The organism is Pseudomonas sp. HMSC067G02 (genome assembly GCF_001813485.1).
Classification (GTDB): domain Bacteria; phylum Pseudomonadota; class Gammaproteobacteria; order Pseudomonadales; family Pseudomonadaceae; genus Pseudomonas; species Pseudomonas aeruginosa.
Genome location: NZ_KV812721.1, coordinates 1 through 22,138 on the forward strand (window position 1 = coordinate 1; position 22,138 = coordinate 22,138).

At 67.5% G+C, this 22,138-nt stretch carries 20 protein-coding genes; 5 read left to right on the top strand and 15 right to left on the bottom strand.

The features are described 5' to 3' along the window. The 3 genes from HMPREF2914_RS26610 to ccoG form a co-directional block, all read right to left on the bottom strand. A partial coding sequence (locus tag HMPREF2914_RS26610) for a cbb3-type cytochrome c oxidase subunit I (protein ID WP_177343979.1) occupies nucleotides 1–785 on the bottom strand: 785 nt, incomplete at its 3' end. A 263-nt stretch (nucleotides 786–1,048) separates the two neighbouring features. Next, on the bottom strand, nucleotides 1,049–2,464 hold the full coding sequence (gene mapR, locus HMPREF2914_RS26615; protein WP_003101248.1) for a GntR family transcriptional regulator MpaR: 1,416 nt from the start codon (nucleotides 2,462–2,464) through the stop codon (nucleotides 1,049–1,051). A 97-nt stretch (nucleotides 2,465–2,561) separates the two neighbouring features. Then, nucleotides 2,562–4,283, bottom strand: a complete 1,722-nt coding sequence (gene ccoG / locus HMPREF2914_RS26620) for a cytochrome c oxidase accessory protein CcoG (RefSeq protein ID WP_003132287.1) — start codon at nucleotides 4,281–4,283, stop codon at nucleotides 2,562–2,564. Nucleotides 4,284–4,388: 105 nt separating this feature from the next. On the opposite strand from ccoG, the gene HMPREF2914_RS26625 reads away from it, so the two are divergent. Continuing rightward, nucleotides 4,389–6,062, top strand: coding sequence for a nitrite/sulfite reductase (locus HMPREF2914_RS26625; protein ID WP_003137554.1), 1,674 nt, complete (start codon nucleotides 4,389–4,391; stop codon nucleotides 6,060–6,062). Next, entirely contained in the window at nucleotides 6,059–6,547 is a 489-nt protein-coding gene (locus tag HMPREF2914_RS26630; protein ID WP_003093457.1) for a DUF934 domain-containing protein, read from the top strand. The genes HMPREF2914_RS26625 and HMPREF2914_RS26630 overlap by 4 nt, the downstream gene beginning before the upstream one ends. Before the next feature lie 81 nt (nucleotides 6,548–6,628). Here HMPREF2914_RS26630 and hpaI read toward each other — a convergent pair whose 3' ends face one another. The 8 genes from hpaI to HMPREF2914_RS26670 all read right to left on the bottom strand — a co-directional run bounded on the left by hpaI (nucleotide 6,629) and on the right by HMPREF2914_RS26670 (nucleotide 14,030). Beyond that, complete coding sequence (gene hpaI / locus HMPREF2914_RS26635) at nucleotides 6,629–7,435, bottom strand: 4-hydroxy-2-oxoheptanedioate aldolase (RefSeq protein ID WP_003093455.1); 807 nt, start codon at nucleotides 7,433–7,435, stop codon at nucleotides 6,629–6,631. A gap of 12 nt (nucleotides 7,436–7,447) precedes the next feature. Continuing rightward, a complete protein-coding gene (gene hpaH / locus HMPREF2914_RS26640) occupies nucleotides 7,448–8,251 on the bottom strand; it encodes a 2-oxo-hept-4-ene-1,7-dioate hydratase (protein ID WP_003101261.1) in 804 nt (267 codons plus the stop codon). 17 nt (nucleotides 8,252–8,268) lie between these two features. Next, nucleotides 8,269–9,573: an MFS transporter gene (locus tag HMPREF2914_RS26645; RefSeq protein ID WP_003132293.1), complete on the bottom strand. Its 1,305-nt coding sequence runs from the start codon at nucleotides 9,571–9,573 to the stop codon at nucleotides 8,269–8,271. 92 nt (nucleotides 9,574–9,665) lie between these two features. Next, a complete protein-coding gene (locus HMPREF2914_RS26650; RefSeq protein ID WP_003093450.1) occupies nucleotides 9,666–10,058 on the bottom strand; it encodes a 5-carboxymethyl-2-hydroxymuconate Delta-isomerase in 393 nt (130 codons plus the stop codon). A gap of 10 nt (nucleotides 10,059–10,068) precedes the next feature. Continuing rightward, nucleotides 10,069–10,992: a 3,4-dihydroxyphenylacetate 2,3-dioxygenase gene (gene hpaD / locus HMPREF2914_RS26655; protein WP_003093449.1), complete on the bottom strand. Its 924-nt coding sequence runs from the start codon at nucleotides 10,990–10,992 to the stop codon at nucleotides 10,069–10,071. Nucleotides 10,993–11,123: 131 nt separating this feature from the next. Continuing rightward, entirely contained in the window at nucleotides 11,124–12,584 is a 1,461-nt protein-coding gene (gene hpaE, locus HMPREF2914_RS26660) for a 5-carboxymethyl-2-hydroxymuconate semialdehyde dehydrogenase (protein ID WP_003110130.1), read from the bottom strand. Then, nucleotides 12,581–13,360, bottom strand: a complete 780-nt coding sequence (locus HMPREF2914_RS26665) for a fumarylacetoacetate hydrolase family protein (RefSeq protein WP_003110132.1) — start codon at nucleotides 13,358–13,360, stop codon at nucleotides 12,581–12,583. Before HMPREF2914_RS26665 ends, hpaE begins: the two co-directional genes overlap by 4 nt. A gap of 10 nt (nucleotides 13,361–13,370) precedes the next feature. Beyond that, on the bottom strand, nucleotides 13,371–14,030 hold the full coding sequence (locus HMPREF2914_RS26670) for a fumarylacetoacetate hydrolase family protein (RefSeq protein WP_003110133.1): 660 nt from the start codon (nucleotides 14,028–14,030) through the stop codon (nucleotides 13,371–13,373). Nucleotides 14,031–14,248: 218 nt separating this feature from the next. Here HMPREF2914_RS26670 and hpaA point away from each other — a divergent pair, with 218 nt between their 5' ends. Then, the gene (gene hpaA / locus HMPREF2914_RS26675; protein WP_003093443.1) at nucleotides 14,249–15,160 is read left to right on the top strand and encodes a 4-hydroxyphenylacetate catabolism regulatory protein HpaA; all 912 of its coding nucleotides are present in this window, start codon (nucleotides 14,249–14,251) and stop codon (nucleotides 15,158–15,160) included. Between the two features lie 51 nt (nucleotides 15,161–15,211). Then, on the top strand, nucleotides 15,212–16,018 hold the full coding sequence (locus HMPREF2914_RS26680) for an APH(3')-II family aminoglycoside O-phosphotransferase (protein ID WP_023980230.1): 807 nt from the start codon (nucleotides 15,212–15,214) through the stop codon (nucleotides 16,016–16,018). A 110-nt stretch (nucleotides 16,019–16,128) separates the two neighbouring features. Here the strand turns inward: HMPREF2914_RS26680 and HMPREF2914_RS26685 are convergent, their stop codons facing one another. The 4 genes from HMPREF2914_RS26685 to ppnN form a co-directional block, all read right to left on the bottom strand. After that, entirely contained in the window at nucleotides 16,129–16,698 is a 570-nt protein-coding gene (locus HMPREF2914_RS26685; protein ID WP_003093439.1) for a COG3904 family protein, read from the bottom strand. A 77-nt stretch (nucleotides 16,699–16,775) separates the two neighbouring features. Continuing rightward, nucleotides 16,776–18,962 (bottom strand): bacteriophytochrome BphP, encoded by a 2,187-nt coding sequence (gene bphP, locus HMPREF2914_RS26690; RefSeq protein WP_003093437.1) that lies wholly within the window; start codon nucleotides 18,960–18,962, stop codon nucleotides 16,776–16,778. A 27-nt stretch (nucleotides 18,963–18,989) separates the two neighbouring features. Continuing rightward, nucleotides 18,990–19,577, bottom strand: coding sequence for a biliverdin-producing heme oxygenase (locus tag HMPREF2914_RS26695; protein ID WP_003132314.1), 588 nt, complete (start codon nucleotides 19,575–19,577; stop codon nucleotides 18,990–18,992). Nucleotides 19,578–19,694: 117 nt separating this feature from the next. Next, the gene (ppnN, locus tag HMPREF2914_RS26700) at nucleotides 19,695–21,080 is read right to left on the bottom strand and encodes a nucleotide 5'-monophosphate nucleosidase PpnN (protein ID WP_003093432.1); all 1,386 of its coding nucleotides are present in this window, start codon (nucleotides 21,078–21,080) and stop codon (nucleotides 19,695–19,697) included. A 419-nt stretch (nucleotides 21,081–21,499) separates the two neighbouring features. Between ppnN and HMPREF2914_RS26705 the strand changes: the two genes are divergently transcribed. Next, a complete protein-coding gene (locus tag HMPREF2914_RS26705) occupies nucleotides 21,500–22,009 on the top strand; it encodes a GNAT family N-acetyltransferase (RefSeq protein ID WP_003101282.1) in 510 nt (169 codons plus the stop codon). Nucleotides 22,010–22,138: the final 129 nt, after the last annotated feature.

Genomic DNA, 22,138 nt, shown 5'->3' on the forward strand with positions numbered 1-22,138 from the left:
TAGTGCAGGTGGTGCGGGCCGGCCCAGATGTACAGGGTGATCAGCGCCCAGAAGTGGACGATGGACAGCCGGTAGGAGTAGACCGGGCGCCCGGCCTGCTTGGGCACGAAGTAGTACATCATGCCGAGGAAGCCGGTGGTCAGGAAGAAGCCTACGGCGTTGTGCCCGTACCACCACTGGACCATGGCATCGGTGGCGCCGGAGTACATCGAGTAGGACTTGAACCAGCTCACCGGCAGCGACATGTGGTTGACGATGTGCAGCATCGCGGTGGTCAGGATGAACGAGCCGAAGAACCAGTTGCCGACATAGATGTGCTTGACCTTGCGCTTGATCAGGGTGCCGAAGAACACCACCGCGTAGGCGACCCAGACGATCGCCAGCCAGATCGCGCCGGTGAACTCGATCTCGGCGTATTCCTTGGTGGTGGTGTTGCCCAGCGGCAGGCTGACCAGCAGGATCACCGCCACCGCCTGCCAGCCCCAGAAGGTGAAGGCGGCCAGGGTGTCGGAGAACAGGCGTACCTGGCAGGTGCGCTGCACCGTGTAGTAGCTGGTGGCGAACAGCGCGCAGCCGCCGAAGGCGAAGATCACCAGGTTGGTATGCAGCGGCCGCAGGCGGCCGAAGCTGGTCCAGGGCAGGTCGAAGTTCATCTGGGGCCAGACCAGTTGCGAGGCGATCAGTACGCCCAACCCCATGCCGATCACGCCCCATACCACGGTCATGATGGCGAACTGGCGAACCACCTTGTAGTTGTAGGCAGGTTCCGTCGTTGCTTTGTTCATCTGTACAGTCCCGAAAGAAATGAACAGCCGGCGACCGCCGTCGAGGGGGGTGACGGGGCGCCAGCCGGAGCCTGCAATCTAAGGGCTGAGGCGGGGGTAAAACAGCTTCAGGTCGATATGGAATTTGGGTATCAGATGGGGCAGGGGAAGGCGTTCGCGCAGGGCAGCGGCGCATACCGGGATGGGGGACGCGAGCCGATCATGGCGGATGACCGCGCGCGGTTATCCGCCTTACTCCGGAGTGGCTTTCCGTCTGCGGGGCGTCATCCCGCCAGCGACTGGGCGATCCGCCCGAGGGTCTCCATCGCCTTCTCCTGCCGCGCGCTCCACGGGTGCCCGTAGTTGAGCCGGGCGCAATGGGCGAAGCGGCGGGTGGCGGAGAAGATCGGCCCCGGGGCGAGGCTGATGCCCTGGGCCAGGGCCAGTTGGAACAGGCGCAGCGAGTCGACCGCCTCGGGCAACTCCAGCCAGAGGAAGTAGCCGCCGCTGGGACGGCTGACCCGGGTCTGCTCGGGGAAGTAACGCGCCACCGCCGCGAGCATGGCGTTCTGCTGGGTCTCCAGGGCGTAGCGCAGCTTGCGCAGGTGGCGGTCGTAGCCGCCGTGCTGGAGATAGTCGGCGATGGCCGCCTGGGCCGGGATCGACGCCGACAGGCTGGTCATCAGCTTCAGTCGCTCGATCTGCTCGGCGTAGCGTCCGCCGGCCACCCAGCCGACCCGGTAGCCCGGCGCCAGGCTCTTGGAGAAGGAACTGCAGTGCATCACCAGGCCTTCCTGGTCGTAGGCCTTGACCGGTTTCGGCGCCTGCTGGCCGAAGTACAGTTCGGCGTACACGTCGTCCTCGATCATCGGCACCTGGTGGCGCGCCAGCAGCTCGGCGAGGGCGCGTTTCTTCTCGTCGTCCATGCTCGCGCCCATCGGGTTCTGGAAGTTGCTCATGAACCAGCAGGCCTTGATCGGCAGGCGCTCCAGGCTGTCGGCGAGCACTTCCAGGTCGATGCCTTCGCGCGGATGCACGGGGATTTCCACCGCCTTCAGCTTCAACCGTTCCAGCACCTGCAGGGTGGCGTAGAACGCCGGCGCCTCGATGGCCACCAGGTCGCCGGGACGGGTGACCACCTGCAGGCAGAGGTTGAGTGCCTCCAGCGCGCCGTTGCTGATGACCAGTTCTTCCACCGGCAGCAGCAGGCCGCCGACCATGTAGCGCAGGGCGATCTGCCGGCGCAGGCCATGGTTGCCCGGCGTCATGTCGGCGACCACCGACTGCGGGTCCATGTCGCGCACCGCGTGGGCCATCGAGCGCGCCAGGCGCGGCAGGGGAAACAGTTGCGGACTGGGGAACGCCGAGCCGAAGGGCACGGTGTCCGGGTCCTTGATCGAACTGAGTACGGAGAACACCAGCTCGCTGACGTCGACCTCGGTGGCGTCGGCCTGGCGCGGGCTGATCTCCGGTTCCGGCAGCGGCCGCTGCACGTGCTGGCAGACGAAGTAGCCGGAGCGTGCGCGGGCCATGATCAGCCCACGGCTTTCCAGCAGGTAGTAGGCCTGGAACACGGTGGAAGCGCTGACCCCGTAGGTACGGCTGGCGTGCCGTACCGAGGGCACCTTCTGCCCGGGGGCGAGGACGCCGGTGCGGATCAGCTCGGCAATCTCGTCGGCGAATTTCTCGTAGCGCTTCATCTTGTCCTGGCCGCTGTCCTGGCTGGCCGTGGGCACGGCCGCTGGCGCCCACTCTATGCGCGCCGGGACCGTGTTGTCATGCCTCATCGCGGCCTCCTCAGCGCGCCGGCGAAACGAAGGTGCTGGTGCTGCCGACCGCCAGGCTCGGGTCGTCGATGCCGCGCAGGCTGAACGCCAGCGGTTGCGAGCCGGCCCTGGCGCGTTCGGCGGTAGAGGCCACCGACACCGGGAAGTCGAGGATCTCGCCGGGCTTCAGGCTCAGGGTGTGCTCGCCCTGCAGGCGGAACTCCGGTGCGTCGTCGAGTTGCAGGCGATAGCGCTGCGGCTGCTGGGTCTTGTTGATGACCTTGAGGGTGTAGATGTTCTCGATCTGCCCGGCGGCGTTCTCGCGGAACAGCCCACGGTCGCGGGTCACGTCCAGCGAGGCCAGCGGGCGGGCATCCAGGGCGACGACGAAGGCGCCGATCATCGCCAGCATCACCGCCGCGTAGCCGACCAGGCGTGGACGCAGGAAACGGGTCTGGCCACCTTCCAGGGCGCGTTCCGAGGTGTAGCGCACCAGGCCGCGTTCATAGCCCATCTTGTCCATGATCGAGTCGCAGGCGTCGACGCAGGCGGCGCAGCCGATGCAGGCGATCTGCAGGCCGTCGCGGATGTCGATGCCGGTGGGGCAGACCTGCACGCACTGCTGGCAATCGATGCAGTCGCCAAGCCCCTGGGCGCGCGGATCGCTGCCTTTCTTGCGGGCGCCGCGGGACTCGCCGCGGGCGGCGTCGTAGGACACGATCAGGGTGTCCTTGTCGAACATCACGCTCTGGAAGCGCGAGTAGGGACACATGTGGATGCACACCTGCTCGCGCAGCCAGCCGGCGTTGACATAGGTGGCGGCGGTGAAGAACAGCACCCAGAACAGGCTTTCCAGGTCCAGCTGGAAGCTGAACAGGTCGGCCACCAGCGGTCGCACCGGAGTGAAGTAGCCGATGAAGGTGACCGCCGTGACCAGGCTCACACCCAGCCATAGCGCGTGCTTGGCCGTCTTGCGCAAGAGCTTGGCGGCGCTCGCCGGACCCTGGTCGAGCTTGATCCGCGCGTTGCGGTCGCCCTCGGTGACCTTCTCGCACCACATGAACACCCAGGTCCATACGCTCTGCGGGCAGGTATAGCCGCACCAGACGCGGCCGGCGAACACGGTGATGAAGAACAGGCCGAAGGCGGCGATGATCAGCAGCGCCGAGAGCAGGATGAAGTCCTGCGGCCAGAAGGTCGCGCCGAAAATGTAGAACTTGCGCTCGGGCAGGTCCCAGAGCACCGCCTGGCGGCCGTTCCAGTTCAGCCACAGGGTGCCGAAGAACAGCAGGAACAGCAGGCCGCCGCCGAGGCGGCGGAAGTTGCGGAACAGACCGGTGAAGCTGCGGGTGTAGATCGGGCCGTTCACCGCCGACGGCAGCTTGCCGGGCGCGGGCGGCTGTTTCGACGGAGCGGCCGGTACGGCGGGCTCGACCTGGATAGCGGGAATTCTTTCGCTCATTTTTCGTAGGCCCATCAGGCTGGAGAGGCGGTTGCGACTATAGGAACCGGCTGATGGGCGAAACAGCGGCAGATCGAGCGGGAAAAACCATATCAGATGCCTCCGGAAAGCAGCGGCCCAGCATTGCCGCGGGTTACCGGGCGTCCTCCGGCAGTACAGATATGCACCCCGTGGCAACCGGTCGCAGGCGGCGCGAATTCGCCGTCGTCGGCCATCTGATGTGTTTTTTTCGGCGGAATCTGCCGCTGTTTCGCTGTCTGTACGCGGGCGATAGTGGGTGCCAGTGAACACCGGCCCATCCTGTCGCCAGAAACAGGGGCGCAGCCGGTCCCCGGTTTCTTCGCCACCCACCCTGCCCGTCATCGGTGGAGAAACCCTGTCGATGAGGGCTTTGCGATGTACCAGTACGACGAATACGACCAGGCGCTGGTGAGCGAGCGGGTGGCGCAGTTCCGCGACCAGATCGCCCGCCGCCTCGACGGCGAACTGAGCGAGGAGGAGTTCCTCCCGCTGCGCCTGCAGAACGGCCTGTACCTGCAGAAGCACGCCTACATGCTGCGCGTGGCGATTCCCTACGGCACCCTCTCGTCGCCGCAACTGCGCGCGCTGGCGCATGTCGCCCGGCACTACGACCGCGGCTACGGGCACTTCACCACGCGGCAGAACATCCAGTTCAACTGGATCGAACTGGAGCAGGTCGGCGATATCCTCGAACACCTCGCCGGCGCGCAGATGCATGCGATCCAGACCTCCGGCAACTGCGTGCGCAACATCACCACCGAAGCCTTCGCCGGGGTCGCCGCGGACGAATGGACCGACCCCCGGCCGCTGGCCGAGATCCTGCGCCAGTGGTCGACGGTGAACCCGGAGTTCCTGTTCCTCCCGCGCAAGTTCAAGATCGCCCTCAGTTCGGCGGTGGAAGACCGCGCCGCGGTGCAGATGCACGACATCGGCCTGTACCTTTACCGCCACCCCGACGCCGGCGAGTTGCGCCTGCGGGTCCTGGTCGGCGGCGGCCTGGGACGCACGCCGATGCTCGGCCAGGTGATCCGCGACGACCTGCCCTGGCAGCACCTGTTGTCCTACGTCGAGGCGATCCTGCGGGTCTACAACCGCTACGGCCGGCGCGACAACAAGTACAAGGCGCGGATCAAGATCCTGGTCAAGGCGCTGGGCATCGAGGCTTTCGCCCGCGAGGTGGAGGAAGAGTGGCAGCACCTGCGCGACGGCCCGGCACAACTGACTGCCGAGGAGTGCCAGCGGGTCGCCGAACGCTTCGTATTGCCGCGCTACCTGCCGCCGGCCGGCGGCGAGCTGGCCTACGGCAGCGCCCGTGCGGTCGATCCGGCCTTCGCCCGCTGGGCCTCGCGCAACGTCCAGGCGCACAAGGTGCCGGGTTACGCCTCGGTGGTGCTGTCGACCAAGCCCGGCGCCAGCGCGCCGCCGGGCGACGTCACCGCGGAGCAGATGGAACGCGTCGCCGACTGGGCCGAGCGCTACGGTTTCGGCGAGATCCGCGTGGCCCACGAACAGAACCTGGTGCTCCCCGACGTGCGCCTGGAGAACCTCCACGCGCTGTGGCGCGAGGCCTGCGCAGCCGGCCTCGGCACGCCTAACCAGGGCCTGCTCAGCGACATCATCGCTTGTCCCGGCGGCGACTACTGCGCGCTGGCCAACGCCAAGTCGATCCCCATCGCCCAGGGCATCCAGCAGCGCTTCGAGGACCTCGACCACCTGCACGACATCGGCGAGCTGAGCCTGAACATCTCCGGCTGCATGAACGCCTGCGGCCACCACCACATCGGCAACATCGGCATCCTCGGCGTCGACAAGAACGGCAGCGAGTGGTACCAGGTCACCCTCGGCGGCGCCCAGGGCAAGGACAGCGCGCTGGGCAAGGTGATCGGGCCATCGTTCAGCGCTGCCGAGGTGCCGGCGGTGATCGAGCGGATCGTCGAAACCTTCACCGACCTGCGGGTCGGCCCGGAACGTTTCATTGACACCTTCAACCGGGTCGGCCTGGAGCCGTTCAAGGCCCGGGTCTACGCCAGGATGGAGGAACCGGCATGAACAACCTGATCCGTTTGCGCGATGGCGTCGCCGAGGTCTGCCGCGACGATCCCTGGCAACTCCTGCGCGAGTTGCCCGACGCGCTGCCGCCGGGGCCGTTGCTGCTGCCTCTGGCGGCCTGGCTGGAGCGCCGCGGCGAGGCCGGAGCCGCCGCGCCCTGGCTGGCGCCGGACGATGAGGTGGAAGCCTTGCTGCCGCACTTCGCCGAGCTGCCGCTGATCGCCGTCGACTTCCCCAGCTTCCGCGACGGCCGTGGCTACAGCCTGGCCTACCTGCTGCGCGTGCGCCTGGGCTGGAGCGGCGAGTTGCGCGCCGTGGGCGACGTGTTGCGCGACCAGCTCAGCCATATGCGCCAGTGCGGCTTCGATGCCTTCGCGGTGCGCGAGGACAAGAACGTCGAGGATGCGCTCAAGGGGCTGGCGGGCTTGAGCGTGCTCTACGGCCGCTCGGCGATCGAGCCGCGACCATTGTTCCGCCGACGCTAGGCATACGCCCCCGGACCGACGCCGATACCTGCCGCAACGCCGACCTGGCCCCTCTCCCGCTGCGGGAGCGGGGCGCGCCCCTCAGCCGTAGACCGAGGAACTGGCGGACGGCGCCGGCGCGCCGCCCTTGAAGCGCCCCGCCAGCTCGCGCAGCGAACGCATCAGCAGGCTGGTGTCCACGCCCACCGCGACGAACGCGCAGCCCAGCTCCAGGTAGCGCCGCGCCAGCGCCTCGTCGGCGGAGAGGATGCCGGCGGCCTTGCCGGCCGCGCGGATGCGGCGGATGGCGTCCTCGATGGCCGCCTGCACCTCGGGATGGCCGGGATTGCCGCGATGGCCCATGGCTGCGCTGAGATCGGCCGGACCGATGAACACGCCGTCGACGCCCTCGACGGCGGCGATCGCGTCGAGGTTGGCCAGGCCCTCCAGGTTTTCCACCTGGACCAGCAGGCACATCTGCTCGTCGGCGTGGTCCAGGTATTCCGCCACGCTGTTCCAGCGCGAAGCCCGGGCCAGCGCACTGCCGACCCCGCGCACGCCCGCCGGCGGATAGCGCACGGCGCGCACCAGGCCTTCGGCCTGGGCGGCGCTGTCGACCATCGGTACCAGCAGGGTCTGTGCGCCGATGTCGAGCAATTGCTTGATCAGCGCGGTGTCGCCCTGCACCGGGCGAATCACCGGCTGGCCGGGGTAGGGCGCCAGCGCCTGCAACTGGCCGAGCAGGCTGCGCAGGTCGTTGGGCGCGTGCTCGCCGTCCAGCAGCAGCCAGTCGAAGCCGGCGTTGGCGGCCAGCTCCGCGCAGTAGGGATCGGCCAGGCCGAGCCACAGGCCGATCTGCGCCTCGCCGCTGCGCAGGCGTTGCTTGAAGCGATTGACGGGCAGGTCCATGGAAATACCTCCTCAGACGAAACGGCAGGAGATGCTGCCGAGCAGATCGTAGTCGACGTGGAAGGTGTCCCCCGGCGCGGCCGCCACCGGGCGGGTGAAGGAGCCGCCGAGGATCACCTGGCCGGCCTCCAGGCAGACGCCGTAGGGCGCCAGCTTGTTGGCCAGCCAGGCGACGCCCTTGGCCGGGTGGTTGAGCACCGCGGCGGAGACGCCAGACTCCTCGATCACGCCATTGCGGTAGAGGATCGCCGGTACCCGCCGCAGGTCGATATCGCCTGGCCGCACGGCCCGGCCGCCCATCACCACGCCGGCGTTGGCGGCGTTGTCGGAGATGGTGTCGAAGACCTTGCGCGTGACTTTCGTTTGCGGGTCGACCTGCTGGATGCGCGCATCGATGATCTCCAGCGCCGGGATCACCCACTCGGTGGCCTCGAGCACGTCGAACAGGGTGCAGCCCGGTCCCTTCAGCGGCTTGCCGAGGATGAACGCCAGCTCCACCTCGACCCGCGGCACGATGAAGCGCTGGAAGGGGATGTCGCTGCCTTCCTCGAAGAACATGTCGTCGAGCAAGGCGCCGTAGTCCGGTTCGCTGATGTTCGACGAGACCTGCATGGCGCGCGAGGTCAGGCCGATCTTGTGGCCCTTGAGCACGCGCCCGTCGGCGATCTTGCGCTCGACCCAGGCGCGCTGGATGGCGTAGGCGTCCTCGATGGCGATGTCCGGGTAGTCGAGGGAGAACTGCCTTACCTGCTGGCGCGAGCGTTCGGCGGCGTCGAGGCGGTTGGCGGCTTCCTGGATCAGACGGGGATCGAGCATGGTCGGGGTCTCTCGGTTCAGCGTGGGTTGACCACGGCGGCGGGGGTCCGCAGGACCAGGCCGGCGCCGAGGGCGATGAGGATGGCCAGCAGGTACAGGGCCAGGCTGGCGCTCTGGGTGGTGTCGCGCATCCAGCCGATCAGGTAGGGCGCGAGGAAGGCGGCGATGCTGCCGAAGGAACTGATCAGGGCGATTCCGGCGGCCAGGGTGGTGCTGGAAAGGAAGGCCGGCGGCAGTTGCCAGAACATCGGCAGGGCGGCGCTGGCGCCCATCCCGGCGATCACCAGGCCGCCCATCACCAGCCAGGCGCTGGTCGGCGCCAGGGCCGCCAGGCTGAGCCCGGCGGCGGCCATCAGCAACGGAATGCCGAGGTGCCAGCGGCGCTCGCGCAGGCGGTCGGAGGAACGGCCGATGAAGATCATGAAGGCGCAGCCGGCGAGATAGGGCACCGCGCTGAGCATGCCGATGCGGCTGTCCTGGGCGATGCCGGCGCCGTGGATCAGGCTCGGCATCCAGAACGCGATGGTGTTCACCGCCAGCATCACCGCGAAATAGATCGCCACCAGCAGCCACACCTGCGGATTGCTGAAGATGCCGGAGAAGGAGGTGATGGTCTTGCGCTGCTCCTCGCCGGCCAGTTCCTCGCGCAGCAGGTGCTTCTGTTCGTCGCTGAGCCACGTCACCCGTTCGAAGCTTTCCGGCAGCGAGCACCAGACCACCACGCCGAGCAACACAACCGGCAGGCCTTCGATCAGGAACATCCACTGCCAGCCGCGCAGTCCGAGGGCGTCATGGAAGCCTTCTAGGATCCAGCCCGAAAGCGGTCCGCCGATCACCCCGGCCATGGGCACGGCGATGGCGAACAGGGCGGTGATCTGCCCGCGTCGGCGCGCCGGGAACCAACGGTTCAGGTAGACCAGGATACCGGGGAAGAAGCCGGCCTCGGCGACCCCCAGGAGAAAGCGCAGCAGGTAGAAGCCGCGCGCGGTCTCCACCAGCAGCATGGCGGTGGAGAGACAGCCCCAGACCAGCATCAGGCAGGCGATCCAGCGGCGCGGGCCGATCCGTTCCAGCATCAGGTTGCTGGGCAGGCCGAACAGCGCATAGGCGATGAAGAATAGCCCGGCGCCGAGACCGTAGACGGTGTCGCTGAAGTGCAGGTCGGCGCTCATCTGCAATTTGGCGAAACCGATGTTGATGCGGTCCAGATGGGCGAAGACGTAGCACACCAGCAGCAGCGGCATCAGCCGCCAGGTGACGCGGTCGTGGGTGCTGTCGCTGAGAGGCAGGGTGGTGCTGTTCAGGGTGCTGGCTGTGCTCATGATCTTGTACTTTTTGTGAGCGCCCGGACGTCCCGGCGACCTGTCGGTGGCCGGGAGGCGAGCTGGGTGAGTGCAGCGTTATGGCGGGCCGGTCAGTCCGCCGGGTTGTTCAGGAATTCATGCACGTTGTTGCGCTTGTAGTTCAGCTCCGCGTCCAGTTCGGTGAGTTCGAAGGACAGCGCCAGCAGGCGTCGCGCCTGGAGCTCGGCGAAGTGCGCGGTGATCACCTCGAAAAGTGCCTCGGCGACTTGCCGGCGAGTCTCCAGGTCGCGACCGGCGCCGACTTTCAGGGTCATGTGGACGAAGGCGTAGTCGTGCTTGCCGTCGGCCATGCGCCAGGTGTCCAGGCGCACGCCGCGGCTGCGGATGCCGCCGAGCGGGAAAACGCCGCTGGCGCCAAGGCAGGCATGGACCTTCTCGAACAGGCCGGGCAGGTCGGCTTCGGCTTCGATGTTGTCGGTGTATTCGGCGATGAAGTGCGGCATGGTGGCGTCCTCAGAGGCGGCTGGCGCAACTGGCGCCGGCCGGGTTGCCGGCTTGGGCGGCGGGAATCGCCGAGCCGTCCTGGGCGGTGACCGGGAATACCGCGTTGATCTGCCCGGTGCCGGAGGAGCCGAAGTAGGGCGTCACCACCTCCGCCTTGCCGTCGTAGGCCGACCAGCCGAGGGCACCGAGGAGCATCGCGGTGTCGTGCATGAAGCCTTCGCCATGGCCCTTGGAGGCGTACTCCGGGAGCATCCCGCAGAATTCCGCCCAGCGGCCTTCCTGCCACATCTGCACGACTTCATGGTCGAGGACCTCGAGGAACGGGCTCCAGATGCGGTCGGAGAAGTCCGGCGCCTGGCCGTTCTGGGCGAAGCGGTGGGACAGTGAGCCGCTGGCGAGGAACGCCACCGTGCCGTCGTAGTGCTCTTCCACCGCCTTGCGCATGGCCCAGCCCAGGCGCGCGCTGTCGTTCAGGTAATGCACGGTGCACAGGGCGGAGACCGAGACCACCTTGAAGTGGCGGTCCTGGTTCATGTAGCGCATCGGTACCAGGGTGCCGTACTCCGGGCCGAGGGTGGTGGCGTCGTGGGCCAGGGTCTCCACGCCGAGCGCGTTGCAGCCCTCGGCGAGGATGCGGCCCAGCTCCGGGTTGCCGGGGAAGCCGTACTCCATGTTGGCGATGAAGTGCGGCAGCTCGTTGCTGGTGTAGAGCCCCTCGAAGTGCGGCGCGCAGTTGATGTGGTAGCCGGCGTTGACCAGCCAGTGGGTGTCGAACACCACGATGGTGTCGACCCCCAGTTCGCGGCAGCGCCGGCCGATCTCGCGGTGCCCGTCGATCGCCGGCTGGCGGCAGCCGTGGCGCGGGCCGGGCAGCTCGGACAGGTACAGCGAGGGTACGTGGGTGATCTTGGCAGCCAGAGCGACTTTGCCCATGACGATTCTCCTGGTGGCCCGTTGGGCCTGGCAGCGGGCGCGGCCGTTGGCGGCTCGCCCGGATTCTTCTGATTGTGTCTGCACGCCGGCGCTGCTGGCGGCCTCGGGCGGCCGCTCTGCACGAGCGCGCCCTACACGCCCCAGCGGGGGATGTGATGGCTGCCCATGGATATACACACGTTCTTGATCTCGGCGAATACCTCGAAGCTGTATTCCCCGCCTTCGCGTCCGGTGCCCGAGGCCTTCACCCCGCCGAACGGCTGGCGCAGGTCGCGCACGTTCTGGCTGTTGATGAAGACCATCCCGGCCTCGATGCCGCGTGCCAGGCGATGGGCCTTGCCGATGTCCTGGGTCCAGATGTAGGAGGCCAGGCCGTATTCCACGTCGTTGGCCAGGCGCAGCGCCTCGGCTTCGTCCTTGAACGGGATCAGGCAGACCACCGGGCCGAAGATCTCCTCCTGGGCGATGCGCATGCGGTTGTCCACGTCGGCGAACACCGTGGGCTGGATGAACTGCCCCTTGCTCAGGTGCGCCGGCAGGCCGGCCGGACGCTCCAGGCCGCCGGCCACCAGGGTGGCGCCTTCCTCGAGGCCGATGCGGATGTAGCCGGTGACCTTGTCGTAGTGGGCCTGGGTGATCATCGAGCCGACCTGGGTCTTCGGGTCCTGCGGATCGCCGACGATCAGGCGCCTGGCGCGCGCGGCGAACTCGGCGACGAACTGCGGGTAGACGCTTTCCTGGACGAAGATGCGACTGCCGGCGGTGCAGCGTTCGCCGTTCAGCGAGAAGATGGTGAACAGCGCGGCGTCCAGCGCCCGCTCGAGGTCGGCGTCCTCGAAGACCAGCACCGGCGACTTGCCGCCCAGCTCCATCGAGTACTTCTTGATCCCGGCCGCCTCCATGATTCGTCGCCCGGTGGCGGTGCCGCCGGTGAAGGACACCGCGCGCACGTCGCGGTGGCGGACCAGCGCGTCACCGGCGCTGGCGCCGTAGCCCTGGACCACGTTGAACACCCCCGGCGGAATGCCCGCCTCGTGCACCAGGCGGCCCAGCTCGTTGGCGGTCAGCGGCGACAGCTCGGACATCTTCAGCACCGCCGTGTTGCCCAGCGCCAGGCACGGCGCGGTCTTCCAGGTGGCGGTCATGAACGGTACGTTCCACGGCGAGACCAGGCCACAGACGCCCACCGGCTGGTACAGGGTGTAGTTGAGCATCTGGTCGTCGACCGGATAGCTGTGCCCGTTCATCCGCGTGCAGACTTCGGCGAAGAACTCGAAGTTGTGCGAGGCGCGCGGGATCAGCACGTTCTTCGTCTGGTGGATCGGCAGGCCGGTGTCGAGGGTCTCCAGTTCCGCCAGGTGCGGCACGTTCCGGTCGATCAGCTCGCCGAGCCGGCGCATCAGGCGCGCGCGCTCCTTGGCCGGGGTATTGGCCCATTTCGGGAAGGCTTCCCGGGCCGCCGCCACCGCCGCGTCGATTTCCGCCGCGCCGCCGCTGGCGACCTCGCCGATCAGCTCGCCGGTGGCCGGGTTGTAGTTCTCGAAGACGTCCTTGCTTTCGACCTCGCGGCCATTGATCCAGTGTTTGATCATTCTGCGTGCTCCTGTGCGCGGGCGCGGAAGAATTCGGCCTCGCTGACGATTCGGTTGACCAGGCGACCGACGCCTTCCACCTCCACCACCACTTCGTCGCCGGGGACCACGTCGGACAGGCCTTCCGGGGTGCCGGTGGCGATCATGTCGCCCGGCTGCAGGGTCATGAAGCTGGAGAAGTATTCGATCAGGTAGGGAATGTCGAAGATCATGTCCGCGGTGCTGCCTTCCTGGCGCAGCTCGCCGTTGACCCAGGTGCGCAGGGTCAGCCGGTTCGGCTCGGGAACCTCGGCCGCGTCGACGATCCACGGCCCCACCGGGGTGGTGGCGTCGCGGTTCTTCACCCGCAGGTTGGGCCGGTAGTAGTTCTCCAGGTAGTCGCGGATCGCGTAGTCGTTGCACACCGTGTAGCCGGCCAGGTAGCCGAGGGCGTCCTCGCGGCGGACGTTGCGCGCCGGCTTGCCGATCACTGCCACCAGTTCGCACTCGTAGTGCATGTAGTCGACGTTGTCCGGACGCCAGCTGACCTGGCGGTGGCCGGTGTAGGTGCCCGGCGACTTGATGAACGCCAGCGGTTCGCTGGGCGCCTTGAACGACAGTTCGGCGGCATGGTCGGCGTAGTTCAGGCCGAGGGCGAACATGCTCCCGGTGGCCGGCGGCAGCCACTCCACCCGGTCCTCGGCGAGCAGGGTGCCGTCGGCCAGGCGGACGGCGTTGGCGTCTTCCACGGTGACCTGGTGAACCCGGCCCTGGTAGCGGATGCGTGCGTGTTTCATGGTCGGTTCCTCATTCCGCGACGATGCTGTTGGCGAGGCGGCCGAGGCCGTCGATCTCGACCTCGACGCGGTCGCCGGGATGCACGTCGACGCGCCCTTCGGGGGTGCCGGTGATCAGCACGTCGCCGGCGTGCAGGGTCATGAACTCGCTGATCTCGGCGATCAGCCGCGGGATGTCGCGCACCAGGTTGGCGGTGTTGTTGCGCTGGCGCAGTTCGCCGTTGACGTACAGCTTCAGCTCCAGCGCATGGGGATCGGCGATCTCCTGCGTCGGCACCAGTTGCGGACCGAACGGGCAGAAGCCGTCGCGGCACTTGGCTTTCACCGCCGGGCGGTAGTAGCTGTCTTCCGGCAGGCTGAACTCGTTGACGATCACGTAGCCGGCGACATGCGCCATGGCCTCTTCCTCCTTCACCCGGCTGGCGTCGCGAGCGATCACCACGCCCAGCGCCGGACCCGGTTGCAGGCGCTCGACGCCGCGCGGGAAGAGCACCGGGGCGTCGTGCTCGTTGCGGGTATTCGGTGTCTTGATGAACAACACCGGCTTCACCGGCGGCTTCTGGTAGGGCGGCTGCTGGAACTCCGGCAGGCGGCTGTCGAGCAGGCCCTTGTAGTTCAGCGCGACGCCGAACAGGGTGCCGGCGGCGACGTCATTCAGTGCGCGGCTCATTGTGGTGGTGTCTCCTGGCGCGATAAGCGAACGGCGAGGGGCCGTCCTGGCGAAAACTCGTTAATGTGTTAACGTTATATTTAACATGTTAATGATCGTCAACCCCGGCTGCTGCGCCATTCGTCCCGGGGAGGTGGCAAGAGGCGCCGTCTGCGGTATACGGATGCCCGCGACGGCTTGCGTGCGCAGCCGGGAAGAACAACAAAGAGAAGATCGCCATGCCAGAGCGCCAGCCGATCCCCAACATCAACATTGGGCAGGTCTACGACCAGCGCTATGCCGACGCCGAGGTGCACTACGATGCGCTGGGCAACCTGGCCGGATTCTTCGGCCGTAACATGCCGGCGCACCGGCACGACCGTTTCTTCCAGGTGCACTACGTGAAGAACGGCGCGGTGCGGGTCTATCTCGACGAGCGCCAGTACCTGGAGTCGGGGCCGATGTTCTTCCTCACCCCGCCGACCGTGCCGCACGCCTTCGTCACCGAGGCGGACGCCGATGGCCATGTGCTGACCGTGCGCCAGCAACTGGTGTGGAGCCTCACCGAGGCCGAGCCGGGCCTGGCGCCCGGCCCGCAGGTGGCGCCGGCCTGTGTGGCGCTGGGCAACCTGGAGGGCGGCGCGGCCGAGGAGGCGGCGCGCCTGGCGCTGCTCTTCGAGCAGTTGCGCAGCGAGTCGATGGCCAGCCGTCCCGGCCGCCAGCAGACGCTGCTGGCGCTGACCCGCCTGGTCATGATCAGCCTGCTGCGTCTCTCGGCCAATTCGGTGGCTGCGCGGCCGATGCGCCACGAAGACCTGCAGATCTTCCAGCGCTTCAACGCGCTGATCGAGGAGCGCTATGCCGAGCACTGGCCGCTGTCGCTCTACGCCAGCCGCATCGGCGTCACCGAGGCGCGCCTCAACGACGTCTGCCGGCGCATCGCCGACCTGCCGTCGAAGCGCCTGGTGTACGAACGGCTTATGCAGGAGTCCAAGCGCCTGCTGCTGTTCACCGGCGGCTCGGTGAACGAGATCTGCTACCAGCTCGGCTTCAAGGACCCGGCCTACTTCAGTCGTTTCTTCGTGCGTTACGCGGGGCTCACCCCCAGCGCTTACCGCCAGCGACAGGCCGACGGGGAGTCCCGTCGCTGAGCGGGTGGGCGGGTATACTCGCGCTCCCACTCGAACAGGAAGCGTTTCTCCATGCATGATGCAGCCACCTCCATGCCGCCGCAGGCTCCCTCAACCTGGGCCGACTACCTTGTCGGCTACCGCTGGCGAGGGCAGGGCGAAGGATGTTCCGCGGCCACGGTCCACCGCCTGGAGGCTGCGCGGCGGCCGACCCTGTTCGTCAAGCAGGAAGTGCTGTCCGCACATGCCGAGCTGCCCGCCGAAATCGCCCGCCTGCGCTGGCTGCACGGTGCCGGCATCGATTGCCCGCAGGTGCTGAACGAAACCCAGAGCGACGGCCGGCAATGGCTGCTGATGAGCGCAGTGCCGGGGGACACGCTGTCCGCGCTGGCGCAGCGCGGCGAGCTGGAGCCCGAGCGCCTGGTGCGCCTGGTGGCCGCCGCCCTGCGCCGGCTGCACGATCTCGATCCGGCCGCCTGTCCCTTCGACCATCGCCTGGAACGGCGCCTGGACACCGTGCGCCAGCGGGTCGAGGCCGGGCTGGTGGACGAGGCGGACTTCGACGACGACCATCGCGGTCGCAGCGCCACGGAGCTGTACCGCCTGCTCCTCGACCGGCGTCTGGCGGTCGAAAACCTGGTGGTCGCCCATGGCGACGCCTGCCTGCCCAACCTCTTGGCGGAGGGCCGGCGCTTCAGCGGCTTCATCGATTGCGGGCGGCTCGGCGTCGCCGACCGCCACCAGGACCTGGCCTTGGCCGCGCGGGACATCGAGGCCGAACTCGGCGCGGCCTGGGCCGAGGCCTTCCTCGTCGAATACGGCGGTGATATCGACGGCGAACGGCTGGCGTACTTCAGGCTATTGGACGAGTTCTTCTAGAGTAGGGCCGGTTCGGATCCGGTGCGGATTCGGCCTGTCTTTGCACGGAAACGGGGTACGACGGCACCCGCCATCGCGTCTTTTCTTGACTGCTCCGTAGAGTCGCCGGCTCAGTTCAGCCGGTACTGCGCCAGTTCCTTCGCCGAAAGCACGCGCATCCGTTTGGGATCGGTGCTTTGCATGGCCTGTACCAAGGTGCTGGGGATATCCATTTCGCGGAAGTAGGCGGCGGAGTCGTAGCGCATGCCGTTGGCCGAGCGCGAGTGCAGCGAGTCGCCGTGGGCGTAGTAGGGACGGTGCAGGCCGACGTAGCCGCGTACGGTCTTGCGCTTGCCGGCCGCCAGCAGGTAGACGCAGGTGCCCTGGCAGACGCTGCTCGACGGCACCAGCGCGTCGAAGCCGGATTCGCGCAGCAGGCGGCCCATGCGGATCGCCTCCGGCACGCTGCCGCCGATGCTGTTCAGCAGGAGCAGCTTGCGCGAGTAGGTTCCCGGATTGTTGCGCAAACCCTTGAGCAGCGTTTCGTAGTCGCCCGGCGCGATCTCCTCCGAGACGCGGACCGTCAGCACCCGCCCCATGCTCTTGTGTTGCAGCGAATGCACTTCGACCCTGGCCAGTGCGGGAGTCGCGCAGAACACGGCGAGGCAGGCGAGGACGGTCCGGAGGCGGAGGCGGGGCATGGAACGGGGCGATCCTGTCAGACGGCGATGGCTGCCGAAGATACCTGCAAGCGTTGCATTGTGCACGGTCCTCGTCGTCAGGACGAGGAGCCGGTCTCCGCCTGGCGCACCGGCAGGCGCAGGCAGAAGGTGATGACGTCGTCGCGGCAGTCCACGTCGATACGCCCCTGGTGGGCCTGGGCGATGGCCTGGGAGATGTACAGGCCGATACCGAGGCCGTTGCGGTTGCGCTGGTTGTCCGCCGACTCGCGCTTGAACGGTTCGAACAGGTTGGCCAGCTGCGCTTCGGAGAGGCCGCTGGTTTCGTTGAGCACGCTCAGGCACACCTCGTCGCCCTGGCGGGTCAGGGTGACCAGCACCGGCCGGCCGGGCAGGCCGTGATGACGGGCGTTGCTCAGCAGGTTGGCGGCGACCTGGGCGTAGCGGTCCGGGTCGACCACGGCACGAACCTGCGGGTCGATGGCGATCTCGATCACCAGGCCGGGATAGGCGACGTCGGTTTCGCAGACGATCTGCTGCACCAGTTGCGAGACGTCGGTGTCGACCGGGTTCACGGTGAGGCCGATGCCCGATTGCAGGCGGCTCATGTCGAGGATCTGGCTGACCAGCCGTTCCATGCGGCTGCTGGACGCGGAAATGTGTTGGCGCAGTTCGGTGGTGCGGGTGTCGCTGGAGGACAGCAGGGCCGCCGCCATGGAGATCGACTGCAACGGGTTGCGCAGGTCGTGGCCGAGCACCGCGATCAGGCGCTGGCGCATGCGGTCGACCTCGGCCGCATGGTTGAGGCACAGTTCCATCAGGTCCAGGCGCAGCTTTTCGGCGATCGCCAGGTCGGTTTCGCTCCAGGGCGTGGAGTGGCCGCGGACCACTTCCTCCCAGGCCTCGAACGAGCCGCGCGGGGTCAGCCGCGGGCCGGAGGGGCCGATGGTCAACAGCTTTTCCGGCTTGCCGCCCCAGCGGATGCGGTGCACTTCCTCGTGGCGGAACCAGAAGATCCAGCCCGATTCCTGGCGGTGGAAACGGATCGCCAGCACACCGCAGCAGTCGCCGCCGTCCGGAGAGTCCTCGCTGGGCTGCGGCCAGTTGTCGGTGTGGTAGATGTCCCGTTCCGGGTCGCGCTGCAGGCGTTGCAGGACATTCCCGGCCTGGCGCTCGAAGTCGCCGCGGATGCTCAAGGTGCGGCCGCCGAGCATGACCAGGGCGCCGTCGCAGGGAATCAGTGCGGCGATGCCATCGTCCGGGTGGGCCAGTGCGCCGAACAGGTCGTCGGCGTCCCGCGCGCGGCGAGCCAGGGCCAGCCTGCGCTCGGTGGACACGCGCAGCAGTTCGGCGATACGCCCCTGCTCCAGGCGCTCGACGATGGCGCTGCAGACCTGGGAGAAGATCTGGAACGACATGCGCACCGGGTAGGGAATCAGTTTGGGCGACATGTGATGGCAGGAGAACAGTCCCCAGAGCTTGCCGCCGACCACGATGGAGATGCTCATCGAGGCGCGCACGCCCATGTTGGTCAGGTATTCGCAGTGGATCGGCGAAACGCTGCGCAGCACGCTGTAGCTGAGATCGAACGATTCGTTGGTCTCCGGGTTCAGCGCGGGAAACACGCGCATCGGCGTATAGGCCACGTCGGCGATCAGCCTGATCGGGTTCTGGATGTACAGGCGACGCGCCTGGGCCGGGATGTCCGAGGCCGGGTAGCGTTGCCCCAGGTAGCTTTCGAGGTCTTCGCGACGGCTCTCGGCGACCACCTCGCCGGAGTCGTCATGACGGAAACGGTAGGCCATCACCCGGTCGTAGCCGGTCATCCGGCGCAGTTCGTCGGTGACGTTGCTGAGCAGGCTGGCGGTGTCGTTGTGCAACTGGACCTGGGCGATGATGCGCTGGGCGTTGAGGGTGAAGGAGGTGATCGACAGCGTGTCCGCGGTGCGGATCTCGAACTCCAGGTAGAACACTTCCTTGTAGCTGTGGCCGATCACGTCGAACAGGTGTTCGCCGATCCGCGTCTCGACGCTGTTCGACCATGGGCCGTTGCCGGTCAGTCCCTCTTCGAGCATGCGCAGGACCTCCGGCCCCACCTGCTCCTGCGTCAGGTAGGAACCCGGCGAGGCGACGAAACCCAGTAGCGCCTGGATGTTCTCGCTTGCCGCGAGGACCATGCCGTCCGCGCGCAGGGCGATCAGCGCCCCGTGCGGCTGGATCGCGCCAGGCACGTGGATGGGTTCGTCCTCGCAGTTCGCCAGGGTAACCGGGGTGATGCTCGTCATCTATCGTCCAGCCTGGTCTCCAGGCAGTCAGGCTTCGTCGAGAACCCATCGACGAAACGAAAGGAATGTAGCCTGTGCCGCATCCTGCGCAAGGCCGATGGCTTCGGGGCTGTCGATCTGCCGGGCGAGCTGTTCGAGAAACTCCTGCCAGCGCACCCCGGTTGCCTGGCCGTAGCCCCGCAACCACTGTAGCGGCAGACCGGGCAGGCGTGGAGCTAGTCGTTTGTAGAGATACGCGCCGCCCAGCGTCGCGCCTTCCATCACGTAGGCCACCCCGAAGACCTCCGCGGCCCGTGTCGCATTCGGCAGGTCGGCGCAGCGCGGTAGCGCCTCCACCTGCGCGCGGCTCATGCCGCCGGCCAGCAGGTCGCTTTCCAGCCAGGCGCTCTTGACCAGCCGCGCGTCGGCCCGCAGCGCCGCCGGCCAGCCGCTGCGGTTGTCGCGCAGCGCGCGCTCCAGAGGCTCCAGCCAGCCAAGGATGCGTCCGGCATGGTCGAGGTAGGCGCGGTCGTCGAGATCGTCGTCGCCCAACGGCGAACGGCGGTCCAGTTCTGCGTGCAGGTCACGGGTGGCGTCGCGGAGTGCGGCGAGGGCTGGCGATGGAGATGGGGACATGAGGTCAGGGCCAGCGATTCGAGGCATGAACGGAAAAGAGTAGCAGGAAGCCGTACGCCCGGCTCGGAATAAATGGGCATCCCCGCGCGCGGCGCAGGGATGCCGGAGCGGGCGCGCTCAGGCCGCCTCGGTCTGCACCACCCGGTAGCAGGGGACGTAGGCCGCGCCGCCGGGCAGCTTCATCCGGTGCTGCTTGACGAAGGCCTGCAGCAGGCGGTCCAGCGGCAGCATCACCGCCGGGTCGCCGTGGATCTCGTAGGGCCCGTATTGCTCGATCATGCGGATGCCGTTGTCCTTGACGTTGCCGGCGACGATCCCGGAAAACGCGCGGCGCAGGTTGGCCGCCAACTCGTGGGGCGGCAGGCTGCGGCTGAGCTGGAGGCTGGCCATGTTCTCGTGGGTCGGCTCGAACGGGCGCTGGAAGCTTTCATCGATCTTCAGCATCCAGTTGAAGTGGAAGGCGTCGTTGCGCTCGCGGCGGAACTGCTTCACTTCCTTCAGGCCCTGGGCCATCTGCTTGGCCACCTCGGCCGGGTCGTCGATGACGATCCGGTAGTGGCGCTGCGCCGCATGGCCGAGGGTCGCCCCGACGAATTCATGGAGCTGCTGCAGGTAGGCTTCGGCGCTGCGGGGACCGGTGAGGATGACCGGGAAGGGCAGGTCCTGGTTGTCCGGGTGCATGAGGATGCCCAGCAGGTAGAGGAACTCCTCCGCGGTCCCGGCGCCGCCGGGGAAGATGATGACCCCGTGGCCGACGCGGACGAAGGCTTCCAGGCGCTTCTCGATGTCCGGCAGGATCACCAGTTCGTTGACGATCGGGTTCGGCGCCTCGGCGGCGATGATCCCCGGCTCGGTCAGGCCCAGGTAGCGGCCGCCGACGATGCGCTGCTTGGCGTGGCTGATGGTGGCGCCCTTCATCGGCCCCTTCATCACCCCCGGTCCGCAGCCGGTGCAGACATCCAGGCTGCGCAGGCCGAGTTCGTGGCCGACCCTCTTGGTGTACTTGTATTCCTCGCTGCTGATCGAGTGGCCGCCCCAGCACACGACGATCTTCGGCTCGACGCCGGGGCGCAGCGTACGGGCGTTGCGCAGCAGCTGGAAGACGTAGTCGGTGAGGCCCTGGGAGCTGTCCAGGTCGACGTGCTGGCTGTCCAGCCCGCTCTGGGTGTAGACGATGTCGCGCAGGGCGCTGAACAGCATCTCGCGGGTGCTGGCGATCATCTCGCCATCGACGAAGGCGTCGGCCGGCGCGTTGATCAGTTCCAGGCGCACGCCGCGGTCCTGCTGGTGGATACGCACCTCGAAGTCCTTGTAGGCGTCGAGGATGGTCTTGGCGTTGTCGCTGTGGGCGCCGGTATTGAGGATCGCCAGGGCGCACTGGCGGAACAGTTGGTAGGTCTTGCCGTTGGCGGTTTCGCTCAGTTGTTGCACTTCGCGTTGGGAGAGGGTTTCCAGCGTGCCTTTCGGACTGACCGAGGCGTTGATCACAGGGCGATGAGACATGTGCGATTCCATGCAGGGGACGCGGCGGCGTAGAAGAACCGCCGCATCCGGATAAGGGAGCGCCGGGCAGGTTGCGTGCCGGGGGAGAGGGCGATCAGCCGTCGGAGTGGGGCGACGAGGCAACCGTGCGCTGGGGCTTGGCTCCAGGGTCTTGGTTAAATGTAATAGCGAGAACCTGACTGATCTGACAAGGAAAATCTCGAATTTATCTGTCGCCGGCCTGGCACCGGGGAAATCCTGCCACTAGCCATGGGCGAAAAAATCCGGCATCGGCTGGGATAATCGACTCTTCTCCTGATATCGTTGCGTTTCCGCCGGATGCTCGGCCAGTCGAAGGGAGGAACGAAGCATGTCGTATGAACAGTCCAGCAGCGTACCTAGCGACTTTCTTTCCTCCTTTTTCCAAGAGCCTGTCATCCATGATCGAACTCAGAACCATCACCCGCGACGACTGGGAAACCTGCATTGACCTGAAGGTCGCCCGCCACCAGGCGCACTTCGTCGCTTCCAACCTCTATTCGCTGGCCCAGAGCCGCTTCCTGCCGGGGTTCCGCGCGGTCGGCATCCACCACGGCGGGCGCATGGTCGGCTTCGCCCTCTACGGCCCCGACGCCGACGACGGCCACTACTGGCTCTACCGCCTGATGATCGACCGCCGCTACCAGGGCAAGGGGCATGGCCGCGCCGCCCTGCAACGGATCATCGCCAGCGTGCGCCGGACGAGGCGGCGCAGCGATCGCCTGATGGTCGCCTACGCCGTCGACAACGACGTGGCCCGCCAGCTTTATCGGGACGCCGGCTTCGTCGAACAGGGCCTCGCGCCCTGGGGCGAGACGATGGCCTGCCTGATGCTGCCGGAGCCGTCCCATCGCTCCGGGAAGGTCGCCGGAGCGCCGGGCGGGCGTGCAGCGCACGGCGTCCCGGCGTAGAATCGCGGGATTCGGCAGTTCCCTCCAATACCTATAACGACCATCCAACGCACATCGCCGCCCCGGACCCTTGCGTCCGGGGCGTTTTCCGTCGTGCGTGGCGAGGGTCGCGGGACCTGCCCGTCCGCC